At 63.5% G+C, this 20,460-nt stretch carries 21 protein-coding genes and 4 pseudogenes; 16 read left to right on the forward strand and 9 right to left on the reverse strand.

Translation table 11 applies throughout. The annotated features are described in order from the left end of the window. Nucleotides 1-23 precede the first annotated feature (23 nt). Nucleotides 24-572, reverse strand: coding sequence for a sigma-70 family RNA polymerase sigma factor (locus CV103_RS14955; RefSeq protein ID WP_281258500.1), 549 nt, complete (start codon nucleotides 570-572; stop codon nucleotides 24-26). Nucleotides 573-742: 170 nt separating this feature from the next. On the opposite strand from CV103_RS14955, the gene CV103_RS14960 reads away from it, so the two are divergent. The 3 genes from CV103_RS14960 (at nucleotide 743) to CV103_RS14970 (ending at nucleotide 1,917) form a co-directional block, all read left to right on the forward strand. Then, a complete protein-coding gene (locus CV103_RS14960; protein WP_245896872.1) occupies nucleotides 743-1,237 on the forward strand; it encodes a DUF4142 domain-containing protein in 495 nt (164 codons plus the stop codon). Next, nucleotides 1,234-1,557: a cupredoxin domain-containing protein gene (locus CV103_RS14965; protein WP_107395406.1), complete on the forward strand. Its 324-nt coding sequence runs from the start codon at nucleotides 1,234-1,236 to the stop codon at nucleotides 1,555-1,557. Before CV103_RS14960 ends, CV103_RS14965 begins: the two co-directional genes overlap by 4 nt. Before the next feature lie 90 nt (nucleotides 1,558-1,647). Further along, nucleotides 1,648-1,917: a hypothetical protein gene (locus CV103_RS14970; protein WP_107395407.1), complete on the forward strand. Its 270-nt coding sequence runs from the start codon at nucleotides 1,648-1,650 to the stop codon at nucleotides 1,915-1,917. 1 nt (nucleotide 1,918) lies between these two features. On the opposite strand, the gene CV103_RS14975 is transcribed toward CV103_RS14970, so the two are convergent. Beyond that, nucleotides 1,919-2,407: a GNAT family N-acetyltransferase gene (locus CV103_RS14975; RefSeq protein WP_170112645.1), complete on the reverse strand. Its 489-nt coding sequence runs from the start codon at nucleotides 2,405-2,407 to the stop codon at nucleotides 1,919-1,921. 392 nt (nucleotides 2,408-2,799) lie between these two features. Further along, on the reverse strand, nucleotides 2,800-4,095 hold the full coding sequence (locus tag CV103_RS14980; protein WP_107395409.1) for a hypothetical protein: 1,296 nt from the start codon (nucleotides 4,093-4,095) through the stop codon (nucleotides 2,800-2,802). A gap of 110 nt (nucleotides 4,096-4,205) precedes the next feature. On the opposite strand from CV103_RS14980, the gene CV103_RS14985 reads away from it, so the two are divergent. Continuing rightward, nucleotides 4,206-5,180 carry a lytic transglycosylase domain-containing protein gene (locus CV103_RS14985; RefSeq protein ID WP_107395410.1) on the forward strand — a complete coding sequence of 325 codons (975 nt, stop codon included), beginning with the start codon at nucleotides 4,206-4,208 and terminating at the stop codon, nucleotides 5,178-5,180. Nucleotides 5,181-5,235: 55 nt separating this feature from the next. Here CV103_RS14985 and CV103_RS22195 read toward each other — a convergent pair whose 3' ends face one another. The 3 genes and pseudogenes from CV103_RS22195 to istA (CV103_RS14995) all read right to left on the reverse strand — a co-directional run bounded on the left by CV103_RS22195 (nucleotide 5,236) and on the right by istA (CV103_RS14995) (nucleotide 7,755). Beyond that, nucleotides 5,236-5,421, reverse strand: coding sequence for a hypothetical protein (locus CV103_RS22195; protein ID WP_146163440.1), 186 nt, complete (start codon nucleotides 5,419-5,421; stop codon nucleotides 5,236-5,238). Between the two features lie 83 nt (nucleotides 5,422-5,504). After that, nucleotides 5,505-6,262 (reverse strand): annotated as a pseudogene (gene istB / locus CV103_RS14990) (IS21-like element helper ATPase IstB). Next, on the reverse strand, nucleotides 6,259-7,755 hold the full coding sequence (istA, locus tag CV103_RS14995; protein WP_107395412.1) for an IS21 family transposase: 1,497 nt from the start codon (nucleotides 7,753-7,755) through the stop codon (nucleotides 6,259-6,261). The pseudogene istB (CV103_RS14990) and the gene istA (CV103_RS14995) overlap by 4 nt, the downstream one beginning before the upstream one ends. Before the next feature lie 47 nt (nucleotides 7,756-7,802). Between istA (CV103_RS14995) and CV103_RS22515 the strand changes: the two genes are divergently transcribed. The 5 genes and pseudogenes from CV103_RS22515 (at nucleotide 7,803) to CV103_RS22520 (ending at nucleotide 12,505) form a co-directional block, all read left to right on the forward strand. Further along, nucleotides 7,803-7,955, forward strand: coding sequence for a hypothetical protein (locus CV103_RS22515; RefSeq protein WP_170112646.1), 153 nt, complete (start codon nucleotides 7,803-7,805; stop codon nucleotides 7,953-7,955). A gap of 37 nt (nucleotides 7,956-7,992) precedes the next feature. Next, nucleotides 7,993-10,350: a 1-deoxy-D-xylulose-5-phosphate synthase N-terminal domain-containing protein gene (locus tag CV103_RS15000; protein WP_037209956.1), complete on the forward strand. Its 2,358-nt coding sequence runs from the start codon at nucleotides 7,993-7,995 to the stop codon at nucleotides 10,348-10,350. Nucleotides 10,351-10,589: 239 nt separating this feature from the next. Then, nucleotides 10,590-11,254: pseudogene (locus tag CV103_RS15005) on the forward strand (ISAs1 family transposase). A gap of 147 nt (nucleotides 11,255-11,401) precedes the next feature. Beyond that, nucleotides 11,402-12,235 carry a 3-(cis-5,6-dihydroxycyclohexa-1,3-dien-1-yl)propanoate dehydrogenase gene (gene hcaB, locus CV103_RS15010; protein ID WP_107395413.1) on the forward strand — a complete coding sequence of 278 codons (834 nt, stop codon included), beginning with the start codon at nucleotides 11,402-11,404 and terminating at the stop codon, nucleotides 12,233-12,235. Nucleotides 12,236-12,349: 114 nt separating this feature from the next. Further along, nucleotides 12,350-12,505 (forward strand): hypothetical protein, encoded by a 156-nt coding sequence (locus CV103_RS22520; protein ID WP_170112647.1) that lies wholly within the window; start codon nucleotides 12,350-12,352, stop codon nucleotides 12,503-12,505. An 82-nt stretch (nucleotides 12,506-12,587) separates the two neighbouring features. Here the strand turns inward: CV103_RS22520 and istB (CV103_RS15015) are convergent, their stop codons facing one another. Both istB (CV103_RS15015) and CV103_RS15020 read right to left on the reverse strand, forming a co-directional pair. Further along, on the reverse strand, nucleotides 12,588-13,355 hold the full coding sequence (gene istB / locus CV103_RS15015; RefSeq protein WP_007686288.1) for an IS21-like element ISSsp5 family helper ATPase IstB: 768 nt from the start codon (nucleotides 13,353-13,355) through the stop codon (nucleotides 12,588-12,590). Next, nucleotides 13,352-14,173, reverse strand: a pseudogene (locus tag CV103_RS15020) (Mu transposase domain-containing protein); the annotation flags it as partial. The gene istB (CV103_RS15015) and the pseudogene CV103_RS15020, both read right to left, overlap by 4 nt. Nucleotides 14,174-14,318: 145 nt before the next feature. Between CV103_RS15020 and istA (CV103_RS15025) the strand changes: the two are divergent. Then, a complete protein-coding gene (istA, locus tag CV103_RS15025; RefSeq protein ID WP_107395421.1) occupies nucleotides 14,319-15,572 on the forward strand; it encodes an IS21 family transposase in 1,254 nt (417 codons plus the stop codon). After that, nucleotides 15,569-16,423 carry an IS21-like element helper ATPase IstB gene (gene istB, locus CV103_RS15030; protein WP_107395414.1) on the forward strand — a complete coding sequence of 285 codons (855 nt, stop codon included), beginning with the start codon at nucleotides 15,569-15,571 and terminating at the stop codon, nucleotides 16,421-16,423. The genes istA (CV103_RS15025) and istB (CV103_RS15030) overlap by 4 nt, the downstream gene beginning before the upstream one ends. Nucleotides 16,424-16,500: 77 nt before the next feature. Here istB (CV103_RS15030) and istA (CV103_RS15035) read toward each other — a convergent pair. Continuing rightward, a pseudogene (gene istA, locus CV103_RS15035) lies at nucleotides 16,501-17,181 on the reverse strand (IS21-like element ISSsp5 family transposase); the annotation flags it as partial. A gap of 100 nt (nucleotides 17,182-17,281) precedes the next feature. Between istA (CV103_RS15035) and CV103_RS15040 the strand changes: the two are divergent. From CV103_RS15040 to trbC, 5 genes are read left to right on the forward strand one after another with little or no spacing between them, the layout of a single operon-like run. After that, nucleotides 17,282-17,701 (forward strand): S26 family signal peptidase, encoded by a 420-nt coding sequence (locus CV103_RS15040; protein WP_107395415.1) that lies wholly within the window; start codon nucleotides 17,282-17,284, stop codon nucleotides 17,699-17,701. Next, the gene (gene traW / locus CV103_RS15045) at nucleotides 17,698-18,354 is read left to right on the forward strand and encodes a type-F conjugative transfer system protein TraW (protein WP_107395416.1); all 657 of its coding nucleotides are present in this window, start codon (nucleotides 17,698-17,700) and stop codon (nucleotides 18,352-18,354) included. The genes CV103_RS15040 and traW overlap by 4 nt, the downstream gene beginning before the upstream one ends. Then, nucleotides 18,354-18,623 (forward strand): hypothetical protein, encoded by a 270-nt coding sequence (locus CV103_RS15050; protein ID WP_107395417.1) that lies wholly within the window; start codon nucleotides 18,354-18,356, stop codon nucleotides 18,621-18,623. Before traW ends, CV103_RS15050 begins: the two co-directional genes overlap by 1 nt. Continuing rightward, complete coding sequence (gene traU / locus CV103_RS15055) at nucleotides 18,623-19,642, forward strand: conjugal transfer pilus assembly protein TraU (protein WP_107395418.1); 1,020 nt, start codon at nucleotides 18,623-18,625, stop codon at nucleotides 19,640-19,642. The genes CV103_RS15050 and traU overlap by 1 nt, the downstream gene beginning before the upstream one ends. 8 nt (nucleotides 19,643-19,650) lie before the next feature. Next, complete coding sequence (trbC, locus tag CV103_RS15060; protein ID WP_107395419.1) at nucleotides 19,651-20,397, forward strand: type-F conjugative transfer system pilin assembly protein TrbC; 747 nt, start codon at nucleotides 19,651-19,653, stop codon at nucleotides 20,395-20,397. Nucleotides 20,398-20,460: the final 63 nt, after the last annotated feature.

Consider the following 20,460-nt stretch of genomic DNA (forward strand, 5'->3'; position numbering starts at 1 on the left):
AATTCACCAACCGGCGCGGCCACCTATCGGCCATCAAAATTGACGCCGACCGGACTCCGTAATCGTCGCGCTACAGTCGAGAGCCCTTCGACCTCGCAGAGCAGGAAAACCATGCGGAAATCCTCGGGGAGCTCGGCAATGGCGGTCTCGAGCACGGCCTTGATCTGCGCACGACCAAGCTCGACGTCGGGTGTGCTTGAATATGCCGGTTCCTGCATGATCTGATTTCGATGCTGTTGGAGATCGGCCACGCCCGCCGCCGCGAGCCGCGCTGTGCGGCGATCGAGGCTGCGCCGGCGTTGCAGGGCTTCATTGATGGCGATGCGCGTGAGCCAGGTTGCGAGTGACGAACGGCCTTCGAACCCACCGATGGCCGTGAATGCGTGCAGGTAAGTGCTTTGGACGATGTCTTCCGCCTCGGTCCGATCCTTGAGGATACTCCAGGCGGTGCGGAACAGGCGTTGGTTGCAACGCTCGACGACGATCCGCACGGCCTTTTGATCGTGCGCGGCGATCCGCGCCGCCAGCATCGTGTCCTGCAGATCCTCATAGCGCTCGGCGAGCTGATTCATCCGTTTCGGTTCCATTTTCCGGCGTCGCCCGATCGGGTCGGCCAGAGCATTGGATGCCGATACGCCGCTTCGGTTCCCGGGAACCGTTTCTCCCGTTCGGCATCAAAGCCATCGCTCGATACCATAGAGGAGAATGACATGAAGAGGATGATCGCGACCATGGGATTTGGGTGCTGCTCGTCACGGCGGCCGCCGCTGCATCCCAGCAAGGCGGAGGCCCCAACGACGCGCAAATCGCGCACATCGCCTACACCGCCGGTGAAATCGACGTGGCCGCCGGTCGCCAGGCGCTCGCCAAATCGCACAATCGCACGGTGCGCGCCTTCGCGCAGGAGATGGTCCGCGATCATGCCGCGGTCAACGAGCAGGCTCTCGCGCTCGTCAAGCGGCTCGGAGTGACGCCTGAGGCGAACCCGACCAGCACGGCCTTGTCGGCCGCGGCGGAGACGAAGCATGCCGAACTCTCGCATTTGAACGGGGCGGCATTCGACCGGGCCTATGTCACGAACGAGGTCGCCTACCACCGGACCGTGAACGGCGCGCTACGCGACACGCTCATTCCATCTGCGCAGAACGGAGAGTTGAAGTCACTGCTGCAAACCGGACTGACCCTGTTCAGCGAACACCAGGCGCACGCCGAGCACCTGGCAATGAGCCTCAAATGAGACTGGCGCGTGCCAGCCTTCCGGCGGTTGCAGCGCTTGCGCTGCTGCTGCCGGGCAATGGGCCTCCCCCCAGGACTCATATTGTCATGATCGAACAGATGCACTTTGGGACCGTGCCAAGCGACATCAAGGTCGGTGACGTGGTGCGCTGGGAGAATCGCGACCTGTTCCGCCATAGCGCGACCGCGCGGGACAGGAGCTTCGATGTGGATCTGCCCGCGGGTGCGTCGCGGACGATGGTGCTGCGCAAGGCCGGTGCGTTCGCCTTCTACTGCAAATTTCATCCGGGAATGACCGGCAGCGTCACAGTCAGGCAATAGGGAGAGAGGCTAGGGCTGGGCACGCGGCCTTGTGGAACGGGCCGGGAATTGAGGATTTATTGGTAAATATCGGCTATATGTCGGGACGCTATGCAACAGCTTACGCAGATCGAACTTGCTAATTGGCTCGCGCTCTACGTCGCCACTGGCCTTTGCTGCGCAATCGCCTTCGCATTGGCCTGGGCGACAGCGGCTTACGAAATCTATCAGGAGCGCCCCTGGCTGACGATCCGCTCATTCAGGTCCGTGGCGCTCTTCATCCCCAGGACCTGGTGGCGATGGCAGAAGCTCTATCTGACGTCGATGCCCGTCACCCTTGGTATCGTCGGTCTGTTCGCGACCTCCCTGCGGTGGGGTTGAGCTAACGGTCTTCGCCAGGTGAAAGAGGATAGCGAAGATCGTGACATTCGAGCCGCCAACTCGACTTAGGCGCGAAAAATCCCGGCACAGTGACCGTGTCGCTGCTCACCAGGTTGAAGCCGAGCGACCGGTATAGGGCAAGGGCCGGCGCGTTACCCGCGATCATCGTTGCATGAACGCCGCGCCCGCATTTCGTCATCGCAAAGCGCAGCAGCGCCCGGCCGACGCCCGCGCGGTGATAGTCGGGATCGACATAGAGCCAGACGATTTCCTTGCCGCGAACGGCGACAAACCCGAAGAGCTGGTTCATGCCCTGAGCGAGCCAGATGAAGCCGTCGAAACCGGGTAATGTCGCTTCCAGATCGGGAAGGGCCGCTGGAATCGATGCGTCCTCGGCCAGACCCAGCTCGGATTTGCGCGCCCGGCGATGGATCGCGATCATCGCTGGCCAGTCCGTCTCGCGCGCGGACTTCAAGATGAAATTGGGCATGCGGGCCTCCGGAGAGAACCAATCGCCCATCGCCTGTAAAGCAGTCGTCAGTAAAGCCGGCGAACATGTAAATATTTGTAAATAGCCACCTTAAGTAACAACCCCAATACGGAAGAGATGGAGTAGGAACTACTCGGCTGCGTCGGGCAATGACAAGAGGGGAAGGTCGCCGAATGCCGATTTCAACGGAGCAAGGTTGCGCCTGGACCCCGATGTCCCGCCCTCCGTCGCATAAGCGGATCATCGGCGGTGTCCTGAGCGACGGGCTCGTGCTCTCCGCCATGCTCTGCGTCGCGGTGGACGCGGACGGCCAGGCGCCTGGTGGATGGTGGAGCGACGAGTTGATGCGTCTGTATGAGCCCACCCACTGGATTCCCGTACCGGCGGTCCGTTCAGAGCCCGAAGGCGCCAGCGACCAGGCCTCCGACCCTGTCCTTCTCGACGTCGGAAGGTGATATCAGGAGGAGGGGCGCGATCTGTTCCATGCGCGGATGCGTGACGGCCTTGGCTGCAAGATAGGCCTCGTCGGTCGAGCCCATCGCTTCGACAACGACCTGCCGGATTTCGCCGGTGCTGCGCGAGCGTGCTTCGAGGAGGAAATCCGGGCGGCATGAGCCGATCTCGGTCAGCGTGTCGAACACGGGCTTTTCCAGAACCAGGTCGATCTCGTGACGATCGAAGTCCCGGCGGAGCTGGAGCAGCTTGCGCAGGACCGCCCGCTCGAACTCGGAATCGACCGGAATGAAGCGCTTTCCCGAGAAGATGGGCTGGGCATAGCCTCGAAGGGGGGCATAGCCATGCGCCTCGGGATATTCGCCGGCGACGACGAGAACGAGATAGGGGCCCTTGATCGTGTTGCCGCGCACGGACGGCGACTGCACCCGGTTGGCGAGCACGACCGGATCGCATCCGGCGACCTTGATCGTCGATCCGCGAAACTCCTGGGCGAACAGGGCGAGGAAGGCCTGCGGGGCGTGCCCTCGCGGCCAGCGCCGCGAGAGTTCGCGCAGGCTTGCATAGACCCGCTTGCTGTGAAGGGCCTGCGCATGGGTCCAGAAGGCGCGGCCGAGTTCCACGCCTGGCGCGATCTCGACCCGCTCGGCCGCCATGGAGAGCGACCGGAACTCGTCGCCGATCGCATGGTCCGGCGCCTCGTGCGATAGGGGCACCGTGCGATTGAGCCCCGCGATGTGGATGAGGCGCCAGAGAAGGCGCGCGAGGCGTGGCACCGAGGCCTGACGGGTCCGATCGTCGCTGCTTTCCTCTTCGGGTCGCTGTGCCAGCTTCTCTGGCGCGGGCCGGAGCACCTCGAAATAGCCCGCTGGGGGATCGGCAGGGCTCTCCGGCGTGCGCACCTCGGTGACCCGGTTCGTCGCCTGGTCGCGAAAGAACGGGCAATTGAGCAGATGTTCGGGCCGGTTGGTGCTGGTGAGCCGCCGGAGATAGTAGGTTTCCGCTTCCGACAGGAAGGCCGGGGTGAGGATCGGCGGAGCGTCATCCGGGGCAAGGCAATCGCACGCGATCCATTTCTCGCCGATCCGGGCCTGCTGGACGAGCATGATCCCGGCTTCCTCATCATGGCGCGAGCCCTTGCCGACATACCATCTGACAAGAGCGTCGCGCACGGGGGCGGGGAGGGAAATGCGGCCAGCGCCGCGCCCATCGCTATGGCGCGCGATCAACCACATTTTGCCCTCGCTGGCGCCCGGCGAGACCCGCTTCGGCCGTCCGTCGACGGATTGACAAGCCGACACCCGCTGATCTTCCCTTTCCCGAGTTGGCAAAAGGGGAGGTCTTGATGCGTATGTTTCTCCTGGGTGTGGCGGTGGCGAGCCTCGCCTGTTCCGCCGAAACCGAGGCTGCGCCCAAAGCTGTGCGGTCCGGGCGGAGCGTCGAGCTCATCGCCATGGGAACGCCGGCAAAACCTGACGCTGCCGGGCCGTCTCAGCCCGCCCTCCCAGACGCCGGCGCTGCGGCCGACGCCATGCCTCCGGGTCCCGACTTCAAGGTCCATGATCTCAGTCGTCGCTGGGTCGAGTTCCAGATGGCCGACAGCTTCGTGGGTGAGAATGCGGCTCAGGTGCCTGTCGAGGACGGGGATCCGTTCGCGCATGTCGGCGTGGCGCAGGCTGACGTCTATCCCGCTGCTCTCGCGGTCAACCCCGCTTCGTCCATTCCGGTTCCGCTCTGGATGCGCGGCGGGCCGGTGTTCGCGTCCGCGGCCTACAGCTATGTGCCGGGCTGCTATACGCCGGGCTACCGGCCGGCCGGCTTCCTCGCTTCCGACGCCGAGATGAGGCGCGCGAGCTACTATGGCCTGATGAGCAACATCGCCTGTCAGTACGGCATTCCGGTGGGGCTGTTCGACGCGATGATCATCCGGGAGAGCCGCTACCGGCCCGATGCGTTCTCGCCGAAGAGTGCGTTCGGCCTGACCCAGCTGATGCCCGGCACGGCCGTGGCGCTTGGCGTCAACCGCTACAGCGTCGAGGAGAATCTGCGCGGAGGCGCGAAATATCTTCGCCAGCAACTCGACCGATTCGGGCACTACCATCTCGCGCTGGCCGCCTATAATGCGGGTCCGGGACGGGTTCGGAACGGGCTCGTGCCGCGGATCGCCGAAACGCAGGCTTATGTGGACAATGTTCTGCTCAACTGGTCGCGGCTGAGCGGAACCTATCGGCAGGCGACGATCATGCCGCGCAACCCGGCGATGCCAACGACCGCAGATCGGCTCCCTTTGGGTCGAACGGTCACGATATCCAGTTTCTAAGGAGGCAAGAACCTGACCCGCGAGGCCGGCGAGCAAACGGCGCGTGGTGGAGTTGTCAGCGCCAGAGTTCATCGCGCTGGGTGATCACGGTGCGGCGTCCCATGACGAAGGCGACGGCCTTGGCGATATCCTCGATCCAGCTATTGCGAAGAACGCCGACCCAATGGGGTTGCGGCTCGGTTCCGTCGATTGTCAACGGCGGAGCAAAATCACGCCAATGGGCGGCGTAAAAGTCGGCCACTTGCGGCGCAGGCATGAGACCGCCGGGAGGGCGTAGCCCGAGCGGTGGTCTCATGCCTGCGTGGCGATTTTTTTGAGAGGGTTTCAGCCGGCCTTTCGGGCGCGGCTTTGGGCGAGACGATAGCTGTCGCCGTTCATCTCGAGGATGTTGACGTGGTGGGTGATGCGGTCGAGCAACGCGCCGGTCAGACGCTCGGACCCCAGGGTTTCCGTCCATTCGTCAAACGGAAGATTGCTGGTGATCAGGGTGGCACCCCGTTCGTAGCGTTGCGAGATTAGCTCGAAGAGTAATTCCGCGCCGGTTTTGGAGAGTGGCACGAAGCCCAGCTCATCGATAATGAGAAGCTGGTAGGCGGCCATCTGCTTCTGGAAACGGAGCAGACGCCGTTCGTCACGCGCCTCCATCATCTCGCTGACCAGCGCGGCGGCAGTGGTGAAGCCGACAGACAGGCCCTTCTGGCAGGCGGCCAAGCCCAGACCGAGCGCCACATGCGTCTTTCCCGTGCCGCTGGGTCCGAGGGCAATGACGTTCTCGCGCCGTTCGATCCATTCGCAACGCGCCAGTTCCAGCACCTGCATCTTGTTGAGCTTCGGGATGGCGGCGAAGTCGAAGCTGTCGAGGCTTTTGACGACAGGGAACCTGGCCGCCTTGATGCGACGCTCGACCTTGCGGCGATCCCGTTCGATCATCTCCCGTTCGGCAAGCCGGGTCAGGTATCCGACATGGTCGACGCCCTCGGTGGCGCAAAGCCGCGCCAGCTTCTGATACTCGCGCTGGAAGGTCGGCAGCTTGAGGGTTTTGAGATAGTGGAAAGCAGGATCTCGGAGGCTTCGGCGCTCATGCCGCTTCTCCCGCATTCGTGGACAGAAGACGCATGTACGCCTTCGCCGATGTCGTCTCGACCGTCGCCCTCGGCAGGTATGGATAGATGGACAGGTCCAGTCGCGGCGGCCGGCGCTCCACCCGACACAGGAGAAGATGCTTGACGGCGTCGAAGCCGATCGCGCCGAGTTGAAGGGCCTGCTTCACCGCCGCTTGGAGATCGGCAAGCTCGAAGCTTTCCAGCAGGCGCAGGACCTGCACATACTCCCGCCGGCCGTGCTTTGCCATGCGGCCTTCCATCAGGCGACGCAGCGTGGCGAATTCCTCGGGCAACTCCCAGCCCTGGAGGGGTGCGGCCTGATCCAGCGAATTGATCTTCCGCTCGATCAGCGGCAGGTAATGCAGAGGATCGAAGACGACGTCTTCCCGCTCCCAGCTCCGGGGATGGTGGGCGATGATCTCGCCGCGGCAGCCGATCACCACTTCGTCGACATAGCCCCGGACCCAGACTTCTTGATGGCCGTAGGCGACGGGGACGGAGTAGTCGTTGGTCTTGTAGCGGACCAGAGATTGCGCCGTCACACGGGCGCTGGCCTGGTCGCAGGCATCGAAGGGTGACGCCGGTAACGGACGCATGGCGGCTAGATCGCGCTGCAGGCGCTCGCCGATCGTCTCGCTCTCGCCCCGCAGCCTGTCGCGCTGGCGCTTGCGACATTGTTCTTCCAGCCAGCCGTTGAAGGCATCCCACGTCGCAAACCGCGGGATCGGCACCATGAAGTTGCGACGGGCATAACCAACCAGCCCCTCGACATTCCCCTTGTCGTTGCCTTTGCCGGGGCGGCCATAGCGATCCCGGATCAGGTAGTGGGACAGGAAGCCGCTGAACAGCGTCGCACGCTTGCGTGTGCCGTCTGGCTGGATCTTCGCCACCAGGCAGCGATCGTTGTCGTAGACGATCGATTGCGGCACAGCCCCGAAGAAGGCGAACGCATGGATGTGACCATCGACCCAGGCCTCCGACACTGCCGCCGGATAGGCCCGCACATAGCAGCCGTCGCTATGCGGCAGATCCAACACGAAGAAGTGCGCCTTCCGCTCCATGCCGCCGATCACCACCAGAGCTTCGCCGAAATCGGCCTGCGCATGCCCTGGCGGATGCGCCAGCGGCACGAATACCTCCTGGCGACGCTGATCCCGCTCGCGCATGTAATCCTTGATGATCGTGTAGCCGCCGGGGAAGCCACACTCGTCGCGAAGCCGGTCGAACACCCGCTTGGCCGTGTGGCGCTGCTTGCGCGGCACCTTCATATCCTCATCGAGCCAATGATCGATGGTCGCAACAAACGCATCGAGCTTCGGCCGCCGGATCGGTGACCGGCGCTGATAGCCGGGCGGGGTCGAATATGACAGCATCTTGGCCACGCTGTCGCGCGATATGTTGAAATGCTTCGCTGCCTGCCGTCGGCTCATCCCTTCCGAAACAGCCAGGCGAACCTTCAGATAAAGTTCCACGGTGTAGATCCCCTGTCCCTCCTGCGCTCGTTGCAGAAGGAAAATAGGTGGACGACTTTTACGCCGCCCGCATCCGGACTATCCCGCCGCTACCGTGGACTAATTTTGCACCGCCGCTCTCACTATTCATGGCGATTTCAGCCAATTATCAGGAACAACAAGGCCGTGAAAGCCGAGAAGTGGCGGATGCTTTGAGATAGTATTCCTGCAATCAATTGATTTTCAGGATCAGCCGCGATGACCACACTCAAGACCATTGAACAACGGCTGCTGTGGCTGTCGCACTGGATGATCCACCACGCCAACCATATCCGCCCGAAGGTGGACGGGATCAAGGTCGGCGGTCATCAGGCCTCGTCGGCGTCGATGGTCTCGATCATGACCGCGCTTTATTTCTCGGCGCTCCGACCGGAGGACCGGGTCGCGGTAAAGCCCCATGCCTCGCCGCTGTTCCATGCAATCCAGTATCTGATGGGCAACATGGACCGTGAGCGGATGGAGAACTTCCGCGGCTTTGGCGGCGTGCAATCCTATCCCTCGCGCACAAAGGATGTCGATGACGTGGACTTCTCAACAGGGTCGGTCGGTCTGGGCGTGGCGATCACGTCTTTTGCCGCGATTATTCAGGATTACATCTCGGCGAAGTCCTGGGGACAGTCCATACCCCTCGGGCGCATGGTGGCGCTGGTCGGGGATGCCGAACTCGATGAGGGCAACATCTATGAGGCGTTGCAAGAGGGCTGGAAGAACGATCTGCGCAACTGCTGGTGGATCATCGACTACAACCGCCAATCGCTGGACGGCATCGTGCGCGAGGGCCTTTTTTCCCGGGTCGAGGCGATCTTTGAAGCCTTCGGTTGGGATGTCGTGCGGGTCAAATACGGGCGCCTGCAACGCGCGGCTTTTGCCGAGCCGGGGGGGAGCGCGCTGCGGGACTGGGTCGATCACTGCCCGAACCAGCTTTATTCGGCGCTGACCTTCATGGGCGGGGCCGTCTGGCGCCAGCGGCTGATGGAGGATCTGGGGGATCAGGGCGATGTGTCCCGCCTGATCGAGAGCCGGTCCGACGACGAACTGGCGACGCTGATGGAAAATCTTGGCGGGAACTGCGTGGAAACAATGGCGGAAACCTTTGCCGCCATCGACCACGATCGGCCGGTCTGCTTTCTGGCCTATACGATCAAGGGCTGGGGCACGCCGATTGCGGGCCACAAGGACAATCACGGCGGCTTGATGACCAAAAGCCAGTTTGAAAGCTGGCAGCGCCACATGGGTGTGCCGGTCGGCCGGGAGTGGGACCGGTTCGCCACCATAGCCGACCCCGAGGCCTTCCAGAGCCATCTCGACAACGTGCCGTTTTTCAGCAAGGGCCCCCGCCGCCATCACGACGCCAAACTGCCGGTGCCCGCCATCGAAATTGCAACCGACCGCGAGATGTCCACCCAGATGGCTTTTGGCAAGATCCTCGACACCCTAGCGAAAGGCGACAGCGACCTGGCCGCGCGGATTGTCACCACATCGCCGGATGTGACCGGCACGACCAATCTTGGGCCCTGGGTCAACCGGCGCAAGCTGTTCGCGCGCAAGGCCGAGGCGGACACCTTCACGGAGCATCGCATCCCTTCGACCGCGAAATGGGAGTTCACGCCGGACGGGCAGCATATCGAACTCGGCATCGCGGAGATGAACCTGTTTCTGCTTCTGGCATCGGCGGGCCTGTCGCACAGCCTGTTCGGCAAACGGCTGATCCCGATTGGAACGGTCTATGACCCTTTCGTGTATCGCGGCCTCGATGCGCTGAACTATGCCTGCTATCAGGACGCCCGCTTCATGATCGTAGGGACGCCGTCCGGCATCACGCTGGCTCCGGAAGGGGGGGCGCACCAATCCATCGGAACGCCGCTGGTCGGCATGGCCCAGGACGGGTTGGCGGCGTTCGAACCCGCGTTTGCCGACGAACTGGCGGTCATCATGGGCTGGGCGCTCGACTATCTGCAAAGGGATGGCGAAGCCCGGCTGGACGAGCGAACCTGGGCTCGGGACGAGGCAGGCGGGTCGGTCTATCTGCGCCTCTCGACGAACCCGCTCGAGCAGCCCGGCAAGCGCCGCGACGACGCCTTTCGGGAAGGGACCATCGACGGCGCCTATTGGCTGCGCGAGCCCGGGCCGAGCTGCGAAGTGGTCATCGCCTATCAGGGCGTGATCGCACCCGAGGCAATTTCGGCAGCAGCCATTCTGGGCGAGAGCCGTCGCGATGTCGCGGTGCTGGCGGTGACATCGGCGGACCGGCTGCATTCGGGCTGGGCCGCGGCGCAGCGGGCACGGGCCAACGGGAATGCGCAGGCCCTTTCACCGGTTGAACGGCTCTGCGCGAAACTGCCGCCGCATTGCGCCATGGTAACGGTGATCGACGGGCACCCGGCAACGCTGGCATGGCTGGGTTCCGTCAAAGGCCATCGCGCCATCCCGCTTGGCGTCGAGCATTTCGGCCAGACCGGCACAATTGGCGACCTCTATCGTCATTATGGCATCGACGCGCGCAGCATTGCCAACCTTGTCATGGAGCTGACGCCTGGCGCCAAGGTCGGACAATAAGGTCAAGAGACCCGCACCCGACCGACCTGCCGTCTTCGGTTTCTCCTCGGTCATGGGGAGAAGAAGCCGCATGCCCAGCATCCCGCAGACGAAGTGGAGGACTGCCGACGGTCGGCGATGCAAGATTGCGCAGGTCGGTCATCCAGGGCAACGAGTTCAGGTTAACGCCAGGGATGCATTTTGTGGCGCGCCGCCGGTTCGCGTGATTCAAGAGGCTTCCACTGATTCGGAGGGAAGCCATGAGCGAAGTCGTCACACCGCGCCGCAAGAGCCTTTTGGAGCATTTTTCGACGATCAAGGACACCCGCCAGCCGTGCAAGGTGATGTATCCGCTCAGCGAGGTGCTGCTATTGGTGGTCTGCGGCACGATGGCGGCCTGCGACGACTACGACGACATCGTTCTGTGGGGGAGCAAGCATCTCGACTTCCTGCGACGTCTGCAACCCTACCATTTCGGCATTCCCTGCGCCGACTGGCTGCGGGTGGTGATGAACCGGATCGGGCCGGACCTGTTCGCCTCCTGCTTTCTGGCCTTCGTCGCCGAGCGTCTGCCTGAAGCGGTCGGTCAGATCGCCATTGATGGCAAGACCTCGCGCCGCAGCCACGATCGCGGGTGCGGACAGGCGGCGCTCCACCTCGTCTCGGCTTATGCGACAACCCACAGCCTCGTGCTGGGGCAACGGGCTGGGGCATCGAGAACGGCCTCCACTGGGTTCTCGATGTCCAGTTCAAGGAGGACCAATCGCGCCTGCGCCGCGACCACGGCGCTACAAACATGGCAATGGTCCGCCACCTCGCCCTCAACCTCATCCGCGCCATGCCCGGCAAACAATCCATCAAGGGAAAGCGAAAACTCGCAACCTGGGATACCGACTACCTCATGGCAGCCCTTCAAGCCCGTTAACCTGGACTCGTTGCCCTGGTCGGTCATCAATCGGCTTGACTAGCCATCGAAGGGATGCATAAATATAGTATGCATGCTTAATGAGCGCCGGCGACTTCATATACATTAACTGCTGAGAAGCAGCGTCAAAAACAGGGAGGAATTACAATGCAACTCAAGGATCAAGTCGCGCTCGTGACGGGCGGAGGGTCCGGTCTTGGACAAGCCATCGTGGAACGCTTCGTCGAGGAAGGCGCGCGTGTCGCAATCTTTGACCGCTCGCAAGAGCGTATCGACGACGCGGTGAAAGCGTTTGGCGACAAGGTCGTCGGCATCGCGGGCGACGTTCGCAAAGTGGACGACAACAATCGGGCAGTGGCCGAGTGCGTCAGCGCCTTCGGCAAGCTCGACACGTTCATCGGAAATGCGGGCATCTGGGACTACTCGAAAACCATGGTCTCGACAGAAGATGACGAACTGTCATCTGCTTTCGACGAGATGTTCGCCATCAACGTCAAGGGCTATGTCCTCGGAGCCAAGGCGGCATTGCCAGAGCTTTACAAGACCAAGGGCCAAATGATCTTTACCGCGTCGAACGCTGCCTTTTATCCAGGCGGTGGCGGTGTTCTTTACACGGCAACGAAGCATGCGGTGGTCGGCATGATCAAGCAGATGGCGCATGAATTTGCACCGCACGTACGGGTCAATGGCGTCGCGCCAGGTGGTATCGGTGGAAGCAACATCGCCGGAACCAATGCCCTTTCGCAGCAGGGAAACAACTACTCCGATTTCCCGCTCGACGACCTGATGAAGCAAATTCTTCCGCTTGAACGTGCATTCCATGCGCGGGAATATGCTGGCGCATACGCCTTCTTCGCCAATCGTCGCGACAATACGCCGGGCACTGGTGCCGTACTGAATTTCGACGGCGGTATCGGTATGCGGGGCTTCGCCTCTCCGAACATGGGGGCCGAGCTCGCTGAAAAGTTCGGCGCAATCTAACCATGTGAGCGCGCACGCGTAATCCACGCGTGCGCTTGAGACTGGACCGTCCTTCAGGCCGTCTGGACCACGCGTGGCCAGGGCCCAGGGACATAATCCCCAAAAGGACATGGAATGACCATTCAGCTTTATATCGACAACGAGCCCCGGAACGCGACAGACAATGCCACATTCGAACGCCGCTCCCCGGTAAGTGGCGAGGTCGTGGCGCAGGGAGCCGCGGCAAAGTCTGTCAACGGCGGAGCAAAAGTCGGCCATTCGGCGGCGTAAAACCAGGCCATCGTGTTACATGCCGGGGGGAGTGGCGTGAGGGCGTAGCCCGAGGGCCACTCCCCCGGCATTGGTGTAATTTTCAGGGTCTGGTTTTGGCCTTGCGGGCCCGACTGTGCGCGAGGCGATAGCTTTCGCCGTTCATCTCGAGGATGCTGACGTGATGGGTCAGGCGATCGAGGAGCGCGCCTGTGAGACGCTCAGATCCGAAGGTTTCGGTCCATTCGTCGAAGGGCAGGTTGCTGGTGATGAAGGTGGAGCCGCGTTCGTAACGCTGGGAGATCAGCTCGAACAACAGTTCGGCGCCGGTCTTGGAGAGCGGCACAAAGCCCAGTTCGTCGATGATGAGCAGCTTGTATCCGGCCATCTGCTTCTGGAAGCGCAGAAGACGGCGCTCGTCGCGGGCCTCCATCATTTCGCTGACCAGCGCTGCCGCGGTGGTGAAGCCCACCGACAGTCCTTTCTGGCATGCTGCCAGTCCGAGCCCCAACGCTACGTGCGTCTTTCCGGTGCCTGATGGCCCCAGAGCGATGGCGTTCTCACGCCGCTCGATCCACTCGCAGCGCGCCATCTCGAGCACCTGCATCTTGTTGAGCCTGGGGATGGCGGCGAAGTCGAAGCTGTCGAGGCTTTTGACGGCGGGGAAGCGCGCGGCCTTGATGCGCCGCTCGACCATGCGACGCTCCCTGTCGATCATTTCCATCTCGACGAGGCGGGCGAGGAAGCGGATATGATCGACGCCTTCAGCGGCACATTGCCGCGCGAGCTTGTGATGCTCACGCAGGCACGTAGGCAGCTTGAGCGCCTTGAGATGGTGAGCGAGAAGGATCTCCGGGGCCTGATCGCTCATGCGGCCTCCTGCCGGTCGGAGAGCAGGCTCAGATAGGCTCTGGCAAAGGTCTTCTCGACCGTGGTGCGTGGCAGGAAGGGATAGACGTCCAGGTCCAGCCTGGGCGGTACGCGTTCGATCCGGCACAGGACGAGGTGCTTGACGGCATCGAAGCCGATGGCGCCAAGATCGATGGCCTGTTCGACCGCCGCCTGGAGATCGGCGAGGGTGAACGTTTCCAGCAGGCGCAGTACCTGCACATATTCGCGCTTGCCATGTTTGTGCATGCGCCCTTCCATCAACCGCTGCAGTGTCGTGAACGCTTCGGGCAGGTCCCAGCCCTGCAAAGGCGCAGCCTGGTCGAATGCGTTGATCTTCTGCTCGATCAGCGGGAGATAATGGAGCGGGTCGAAGACAACCTCCTCGCGGGCATAGCAACGAGGATGACGGGCGATGACTTCGCTGCGGCAGCCGATCACCACCTCATCGACATAGGCCCTGATCCAGACCTCCTGATGGCCCCAGGCCACCGGAACCGAATAATCGTTGGTCCTGTAGCGCACCAGGGATTGCGAGGAGACCCGCCCGCCTTTCTGATCGCAGGCCTCGAAGGGTGTAGCGGGCAGAGGCTGCATGGCCGCGAGATCGCGTTCCAAGCGCTCACCGATCGTCTCGCTCTGCCCGCGCACCTTGTCCTGCTGGCGCTTGCGGCATTGCTCCTCCAGCCACAGGTTGAACGCCTCCCAGGTCGGGAACTTCGGGATCGGCACCATGAAGTTGCGCCGGCAATAGCCTACCAGCCCCTCCACATTGCCTTTCTCGTTCCCCTTGCCCGGCTGTCAGTGGGCGTGTAATTCTCCGCGAAAGTGGGCTTTGAAAATTCCCTGATTGTTGGACGTGGTTGCCCAATGAGCCGGGGTTAACCCCGGCTCATTGGGCAACGCCAAAATCGGCGCGATGACCTCCTGGTGGGAGGCGCCGCCGATGATCCGACTTGGAGAAGCCATGATGATACTGGAGTTGCACCGGCAGGGGCTGTCGGTGACGGCGATTGCGCGCCGAACGGGGCGCGATCCCAAGACCGTGCGCAAATACATCGAGCGCGGCGTGGAGGTGCCGGCGTACGGCCCGCGCAAATTGGGTCGGCCTTGCAAGATCGCGCCCTACATGGATTTCCTGCGCGAACGGGTGACGGCGTTCCCCGATCTGACGGCCTCGCGACTGACCCGCGAGATCAGGGAGATGGGCTATTCCGGCGCCTATACGGCGGTGAAGCGCTATCTGGCGGCGATCCGCCCCGAGCACGATCCCAAGCCCTACGAGGTTCGCTTCGAGACCAGGGCCGGCGTTCAGGGCCAGGTCGACTTCGCCCGCTTCGTCGTCGAGTTTACCGACGAACCGGGGGTGGTACGCATCGTCTGGCTGTTCAGCCTGGTGCTCGGCTACTCGCGCTTCCTGTTCGCCCGCTATGTCCTGCACCAGGACCTGCAGACGCTGCTGCGCTGTCACATGCAGGCGTTCGAGGCGCTGGGCGGCGTGCCGATCGAGATCCTCTACGACCGCATGAAGACGGCGGTGACCGGGGAGGACGACCAGGGGCACATCGTCTACAATCGTTCGCTGCTGGGGCTGGCAAGGCACTACCGCTTCCAGCCCAGAGCCTGCCGTCCCTACCGCGCCAAGACGAAGGGCAAGGTCGAACGGCCCTTCCGCTATATCCGGGAGGACTTCTTCCTCGGGCGATCCTTCCGCAACATGGAGGATCTCAACGCCCAGCTCATCGACTGGCTCGACACCGTCGCCAATGCGCGGGTGCATGGCACGACCCAGCGCGTGGTGACCGAGGCCTTCGCCGAGGAGCAGGAAGAGCTGCAGCGCCTGCCCGAGCACCGCTTCAATGCGGTCCTGAAGCTCGAGCGGCGGGTCAGCCACGACGGGCTCGTGGCCGTCGGCGGCAATTATTACAGCGTTCCCGACCGAACGCGCCGGGTCGTCGAGATCGAGCAGCTGCCGGATCTGGTCCGCATCATCGACCGCGGCATCGTCGTTGCCGAACATCCCGTGCTCGAAGGGCGCCGACAATATCGCATCGACCGGCACCATCGCATGGGACGACCCACGTCGCGACCACAGGATCGGCCGATGACGGTAGGACGGATCGGCGACCATGTGCCGCTGCGCTCGCTGGCGGTCTACGAGGCCATCGGCGCGAGCCTCGCCATGGAGAGCCGGCCATGAACGGCGTGGCACCATCGGCGCGCGTCGACTCCATCCGCCGGAGCCTGGTCAACCTCAAGATGCCTCGCGCGCTCGAGATCCTCGACGCGACCCTGCGGCGTATCGAGCAGGGACAGATCGACGGAATCGAGGCGCTCGACGAGCTGCTGGGCGAAGAGCTGTCGCTGCGCGAGAACCGGCGGATCAAGGCGGCCCTGCGCATGGCCCGGCTGCCGGTCGTCAAAACGCTGGCCGGCTATGACTTCTCGTTCCAGCCATCGCTCGACCGTAACCGCATCCTGGCTCTCGCCGGCCTCGACTTCATCGAACGCGCCGAGGTCGTCCATCTGCTGGGCCCGCCCGGCACCGGGAAAAGCCACATTGCCACAGCACTCGCGGTCGAGGCGGTGCGCGCCGGCAAAGCGGTCTACTTCATCCCCCTCGCCGATCTGATCGCTCAACTCACCAAAGCCGAGCGTGAAGGCACGCTCAGGGAGAAGATCCGCTTCCTCGCCCGAGCATCGCTGCTCGTCGTCGACGAGATCGGATACCTGCCGGTCACGCCCGGCGGCGCCAACCTGTTCTTCCAGCTCGTCAACGCCCGATACGAAAAGGGCGCCATGATCCTCACCTCCAATCGCGGCTTCGCCGAATGGGGCGACGTCTTCGGCGATCCCGTCGTCGCCACCGCACTGCTCGACAGACTGCTGCACCATGCCGTCGTGATCCAGATCGAGGGCTCCAGCTACCGCATGCGCGAGCACGCCGCGCTCGTCCCCGAAAACGTGCGCAACGGCGCCGCGTTCAATCCGCCGCCAAAACGCCGCGGACGACCACCGACGAAAGGAAAATCCGATCACGAATACGGCTGATCACCGCAACACACCCAAACCACCAACATAGGGAATTTTAAGTGCCCACATCTGCGGAAACTTCGGTGCCCATTGACACCCGGCCGAGCATAGCGGTCGCGGATCACGTAATGTGACAGGAAAGCGCTGAACAGCGTGGCACGCTGCCGCGTGCCGTCGGGCAGGATCTTCGCCACAAGGCAGCGATCGTTGTCATAGACGATCGAGCGCGGTACCGCGCCGAAAAACGCGAAGGCATGCACGTGTCCGTCCACCCAGGCCTCCGCCACCGCCGCCGGATAGGCCCGCACATAGCAGGCATCACTGTGCGGCAGATCGAGCGCGAAGAAGTAGGCCTTCTGCTCCACCCCGCCGATCTCCACCAGCGCTTCCCCGAAATCGGCCTGCGCATCTCCCGCAGGGTGCGCCAGCGGCACGAACATCTCCCGGCTGCGCTGTTCGCGCTCCCGGATGTAATCCTTGATGATCGTATAGCCGCCGGTGAAACCATGCTCGGTGCGCAAACGGTCGAATACCCGCTTCGCCGTATGGCGTTGCTTGCGCGGGACACTGCGGTCACCCTCAAGCCATCCATCAATGATCGCCACAAACCCGTCCAGCTTCGGGCGCTGCGGTACGGACTGGCGCCGGTAACCCGGCGGCGATGAAAACGACAGCATCTTGCGTACCGTATCGCGCGACACATTGAAACGCTTCGCCGCCGCCCGTTGGCTCATGCCATCCGCGCAAGCCAGACGGACCTGAAGATAAAGTTCCACGCTGTAGATCCCCACACCTCCCTGACTCGGCAGAAAGGCTTCAAGGTGGACGACTTTTACGCCGCCCGCAGCAGGACTATCCCGCCGCTACCGTGGTCGAATATTGCTCCGCCGTTCTCAGATCAACACGACGGACTCGTTGCCGAACTGGGCTTTCCTCATCCAGCGCCACAAGCTGCCGGCGCGCGGCGACTATCTGTTCTTCGATCCACCGCCGAGCGCGCTCCTGCGCCGTCATTTCGGTGCGAAACCCCGGATGTTCGGCAAGATCGTTTACGGGATGCCGGGCGACACCATCAGCCATGCGGGCCGCGAGATTGCCGTCAATGGCCGGTCGGTCGCGCGGATGAAGCCGTTCACGCGGTTTGGCGAGCCACTGACGCCGGGGAGTACCGGGCGCGTGCCGCCGGGATGCTATTTCGCGGCAACGCCGCACAAGGATGGCTTTGACAGCCGCTATGCCGAAATCGGCTTCGTCTGCGCGCGCCAGGTCATCGGAACCGGGGAGCCCATCCTATGAGGATGCTTGTCACAGGCGGTCTCGCGCTGGCGGCGGCCGTCGGGGCGCTGGTCGTGATCGGGCCGATGCGGTCGGAAGCCAAGGACTATGGCCAGGCGGCGCAGGCCTTCCCGGTGATCGAGCCGGATCTGCTGTCGACCATCGAGAACCGTCTCAAGCGCGCGGAGGCAAGCGGCGAGCTCGCGCGCACCAACGAGATGTTCGCCAAGCGGGTGGAGGCCAAGGTGCGCCGGCCCGATCCCGTGTCGGGTATCACGCCCGCGCGCACCGCCCGCAGCTGGGATTTCGATCCCTCGGTGACGATGGAGCGCGACATCCGCGACCAGAAGGGCAATCTGATTGCCGCCAAAGGTCAGCGGATCAACCCCCTCGATTTCGTTTCCATCCGGCAGGACCTGGTCTTCATCGACGGCGACGATGCCGAACAGCTGGCCTGGGCGACGGCGCGTTATTCCGACCTTAAGGCCAAGATCATCTTCGTTGCCGGTTCGCCGGTCGAGCAGATGACGGCGAAGAAGCGGCGCTTCTACTTCGACCAGCAAGGCAAGCTCACCGAGCGCTTCGGCATAGAGCACACGCCCGCGGTCGTTGCCCAGGCGGGCAAGGTCATGAAGGTCTCCGAGGTCGTCCTCAAGCCAGGGGGGCCGAGTTGATGCCGCTGTGGCTCGACATGCTGCGCACGCCGATGGCGGCGCCCGAGACGGCCGATCTCCGGCGCTTGCGGCGGACGTGGCAGATCCTCTGTCTGCTGCTGGGCGCCAGCGTGCTGGCCCTGCAGCCCTTGCTGCATCTGGTCGGCCGAGCGGCGCCCTGCGCGATTGCCGCGCTGCTCGTCGCGGCGCTGCTGACCACCGCGCTTTACCTCGCGCGCAAGCACCGCGCGGACACCGCTTTTCTCGACGCTGCCGGGGAGGATCAGTGATGCGCGCCGTTCGATCCGCTGTGAGGCTGCTCGTGATGTTGATCGCCGCCTTCGTCCTCGCGCCGAGCGCCGAGGCGGCTGGACCGACCTGTCACGGGAAATTCGTCAATCCGATCACCGACGTCTGCTGGTCCTGCCTGTTTCCGCTGTCGGTGGGCGGCCTCAAGATCTGGCCGAGCAGCCGGCCCGATACCTCCAATCCGGCGTCGCCCATTTGCCTGTGCGGCAGCCCCATTCCGCGGATCGGTATCGCCGTCGGCTTCTGGGAGCCCGCCCGCCTCGCCGACGTGACGATGAAGCCGTGGTGTTTCCCGAACCTTGGGGGCATGCGCATCGCGCCGGGCTTCGACATCGGCCAGGGCTATCTGACGGGCCCCTCCATGGTCGGCGGCCGATCCCAGAGTACGGCCAAATGGCACGTCCACTGGTATGTCTATCCGCTGCTCTACTGGATGGAAATCCTGACCGACTTCGTCTGCTTCGAGCAGGCCAGCTTCGACATCGCCTATATGACCGAGATCGATCCGCTCTGGCAGGATGACTCGCTGACGGCGCTGATCAACCCGGAGGCGATCGTCTTCGCCAACCCGATCGCGCAGGTCGCGTGCGCTGGCGACTGCATCGCGGGCACCGTCCATCTGCCGCTCGACCCGCTGTTCTGGTGCGTGGGCTGCCAGGGCAGCATGTATCCGCTCAACGGCAACGTGCCGTCCTCGATCGGGCACGTCCAATCCTCGCGGCTCGCGCTGTCGCGCTTTGCCTACAAGATGCACCGCGAGGCGCTGGCTTGGGGGACGATGGGGTCGGCCGGGCTGTGCAAGAAGTACCTGATGCCGATCATGCGGAAGCAGCAATACCGCTTCCAGATGGTCAATCCGATCCCGACCGTGAGCGGCCGCTTCGCCTGCTCCGCGATCGGGGCATCCACCATGCCGCCTGACGCAGGCCGCGCCTATCCCGCCGGCGGCGAGGACATGGGCTACCTCGTCTGGCGCAAGCGCAACTGCTGCGTCCTTTAGGAGGAACGATGCGCACCTATCTCTGGGTCCCGGCCGCCATTCTCACCATAGCCGGCATGTCGGCGCTGTTGGCGCAGAACGTCGACGGGATCGACATTCAGGCGATCAAGCAGCGCTCGGCCGATCTCCAGGCCGATGCCGAGGCCTTCGTCAACCAGGTGAAGGACCGGGGCGATGCCTTCCGCGAGGATGCGGCGCAGTCTCGCGACGCCGGAATGGCGAACATGCAGCGTGTCGCGAAGAGCGACCTGCCCAAGGGCCCTGCCGGTCCCGTCGACTTCGATGAAATCGTCGCCGGCGCTGCCTCGAACGCGACAGCGGGCAAGGGCGAGGCGCCCCAGCTCATCGTCTTCGCCAGCCTCTCGATGCCGCCGCAGTCGCTGAAGAAGCTGATCGCCGATACCGCCAAGGCTGGCGGTGTGGTCGTCTTCCGCGGATTCCCGAACAATTCGATGAAGGAGTTCGCCACGAGCCTCGGCAAGATCGTCGACCGGCAAAACGATTTCGCCAATGTCGGCATCGACCCGCGCCTCTTCCGCGCGTTCGACGTGCAGGCCGTGCCGACCTATGTCGCGGTCTCGTCGGACTTCGACCTATGCGCCGGATTTTCCTGCCAGACGAATGTGCCGCCTTATGACCGGCTCGTCGGCAACGTCTCGGTCGAATATGCGCTCGAGCAGTTCGCCGACGGCAATGGTCCCGGTGCGCGGATCGCGGCCGTCGGCCTTTCCAACATGCGCAAGACGGCCCCGTGAGGCGCGCCCTTGCCTCTGTTGTGCTGTTCACCGCACTGGCGATGGGATCGCCGGCATTCGGGC

Source organism: Edaphosphingomonas fennica, from assembly GCF_003034225.1.
Taxonomy (GTDB): Bacteria; Pseudomonadota; Alphaproteobacteria; order Sphingomonadales; family Sphingomonadaceae; genus Sphingomonas_E; species Sphingomonas_E fennica.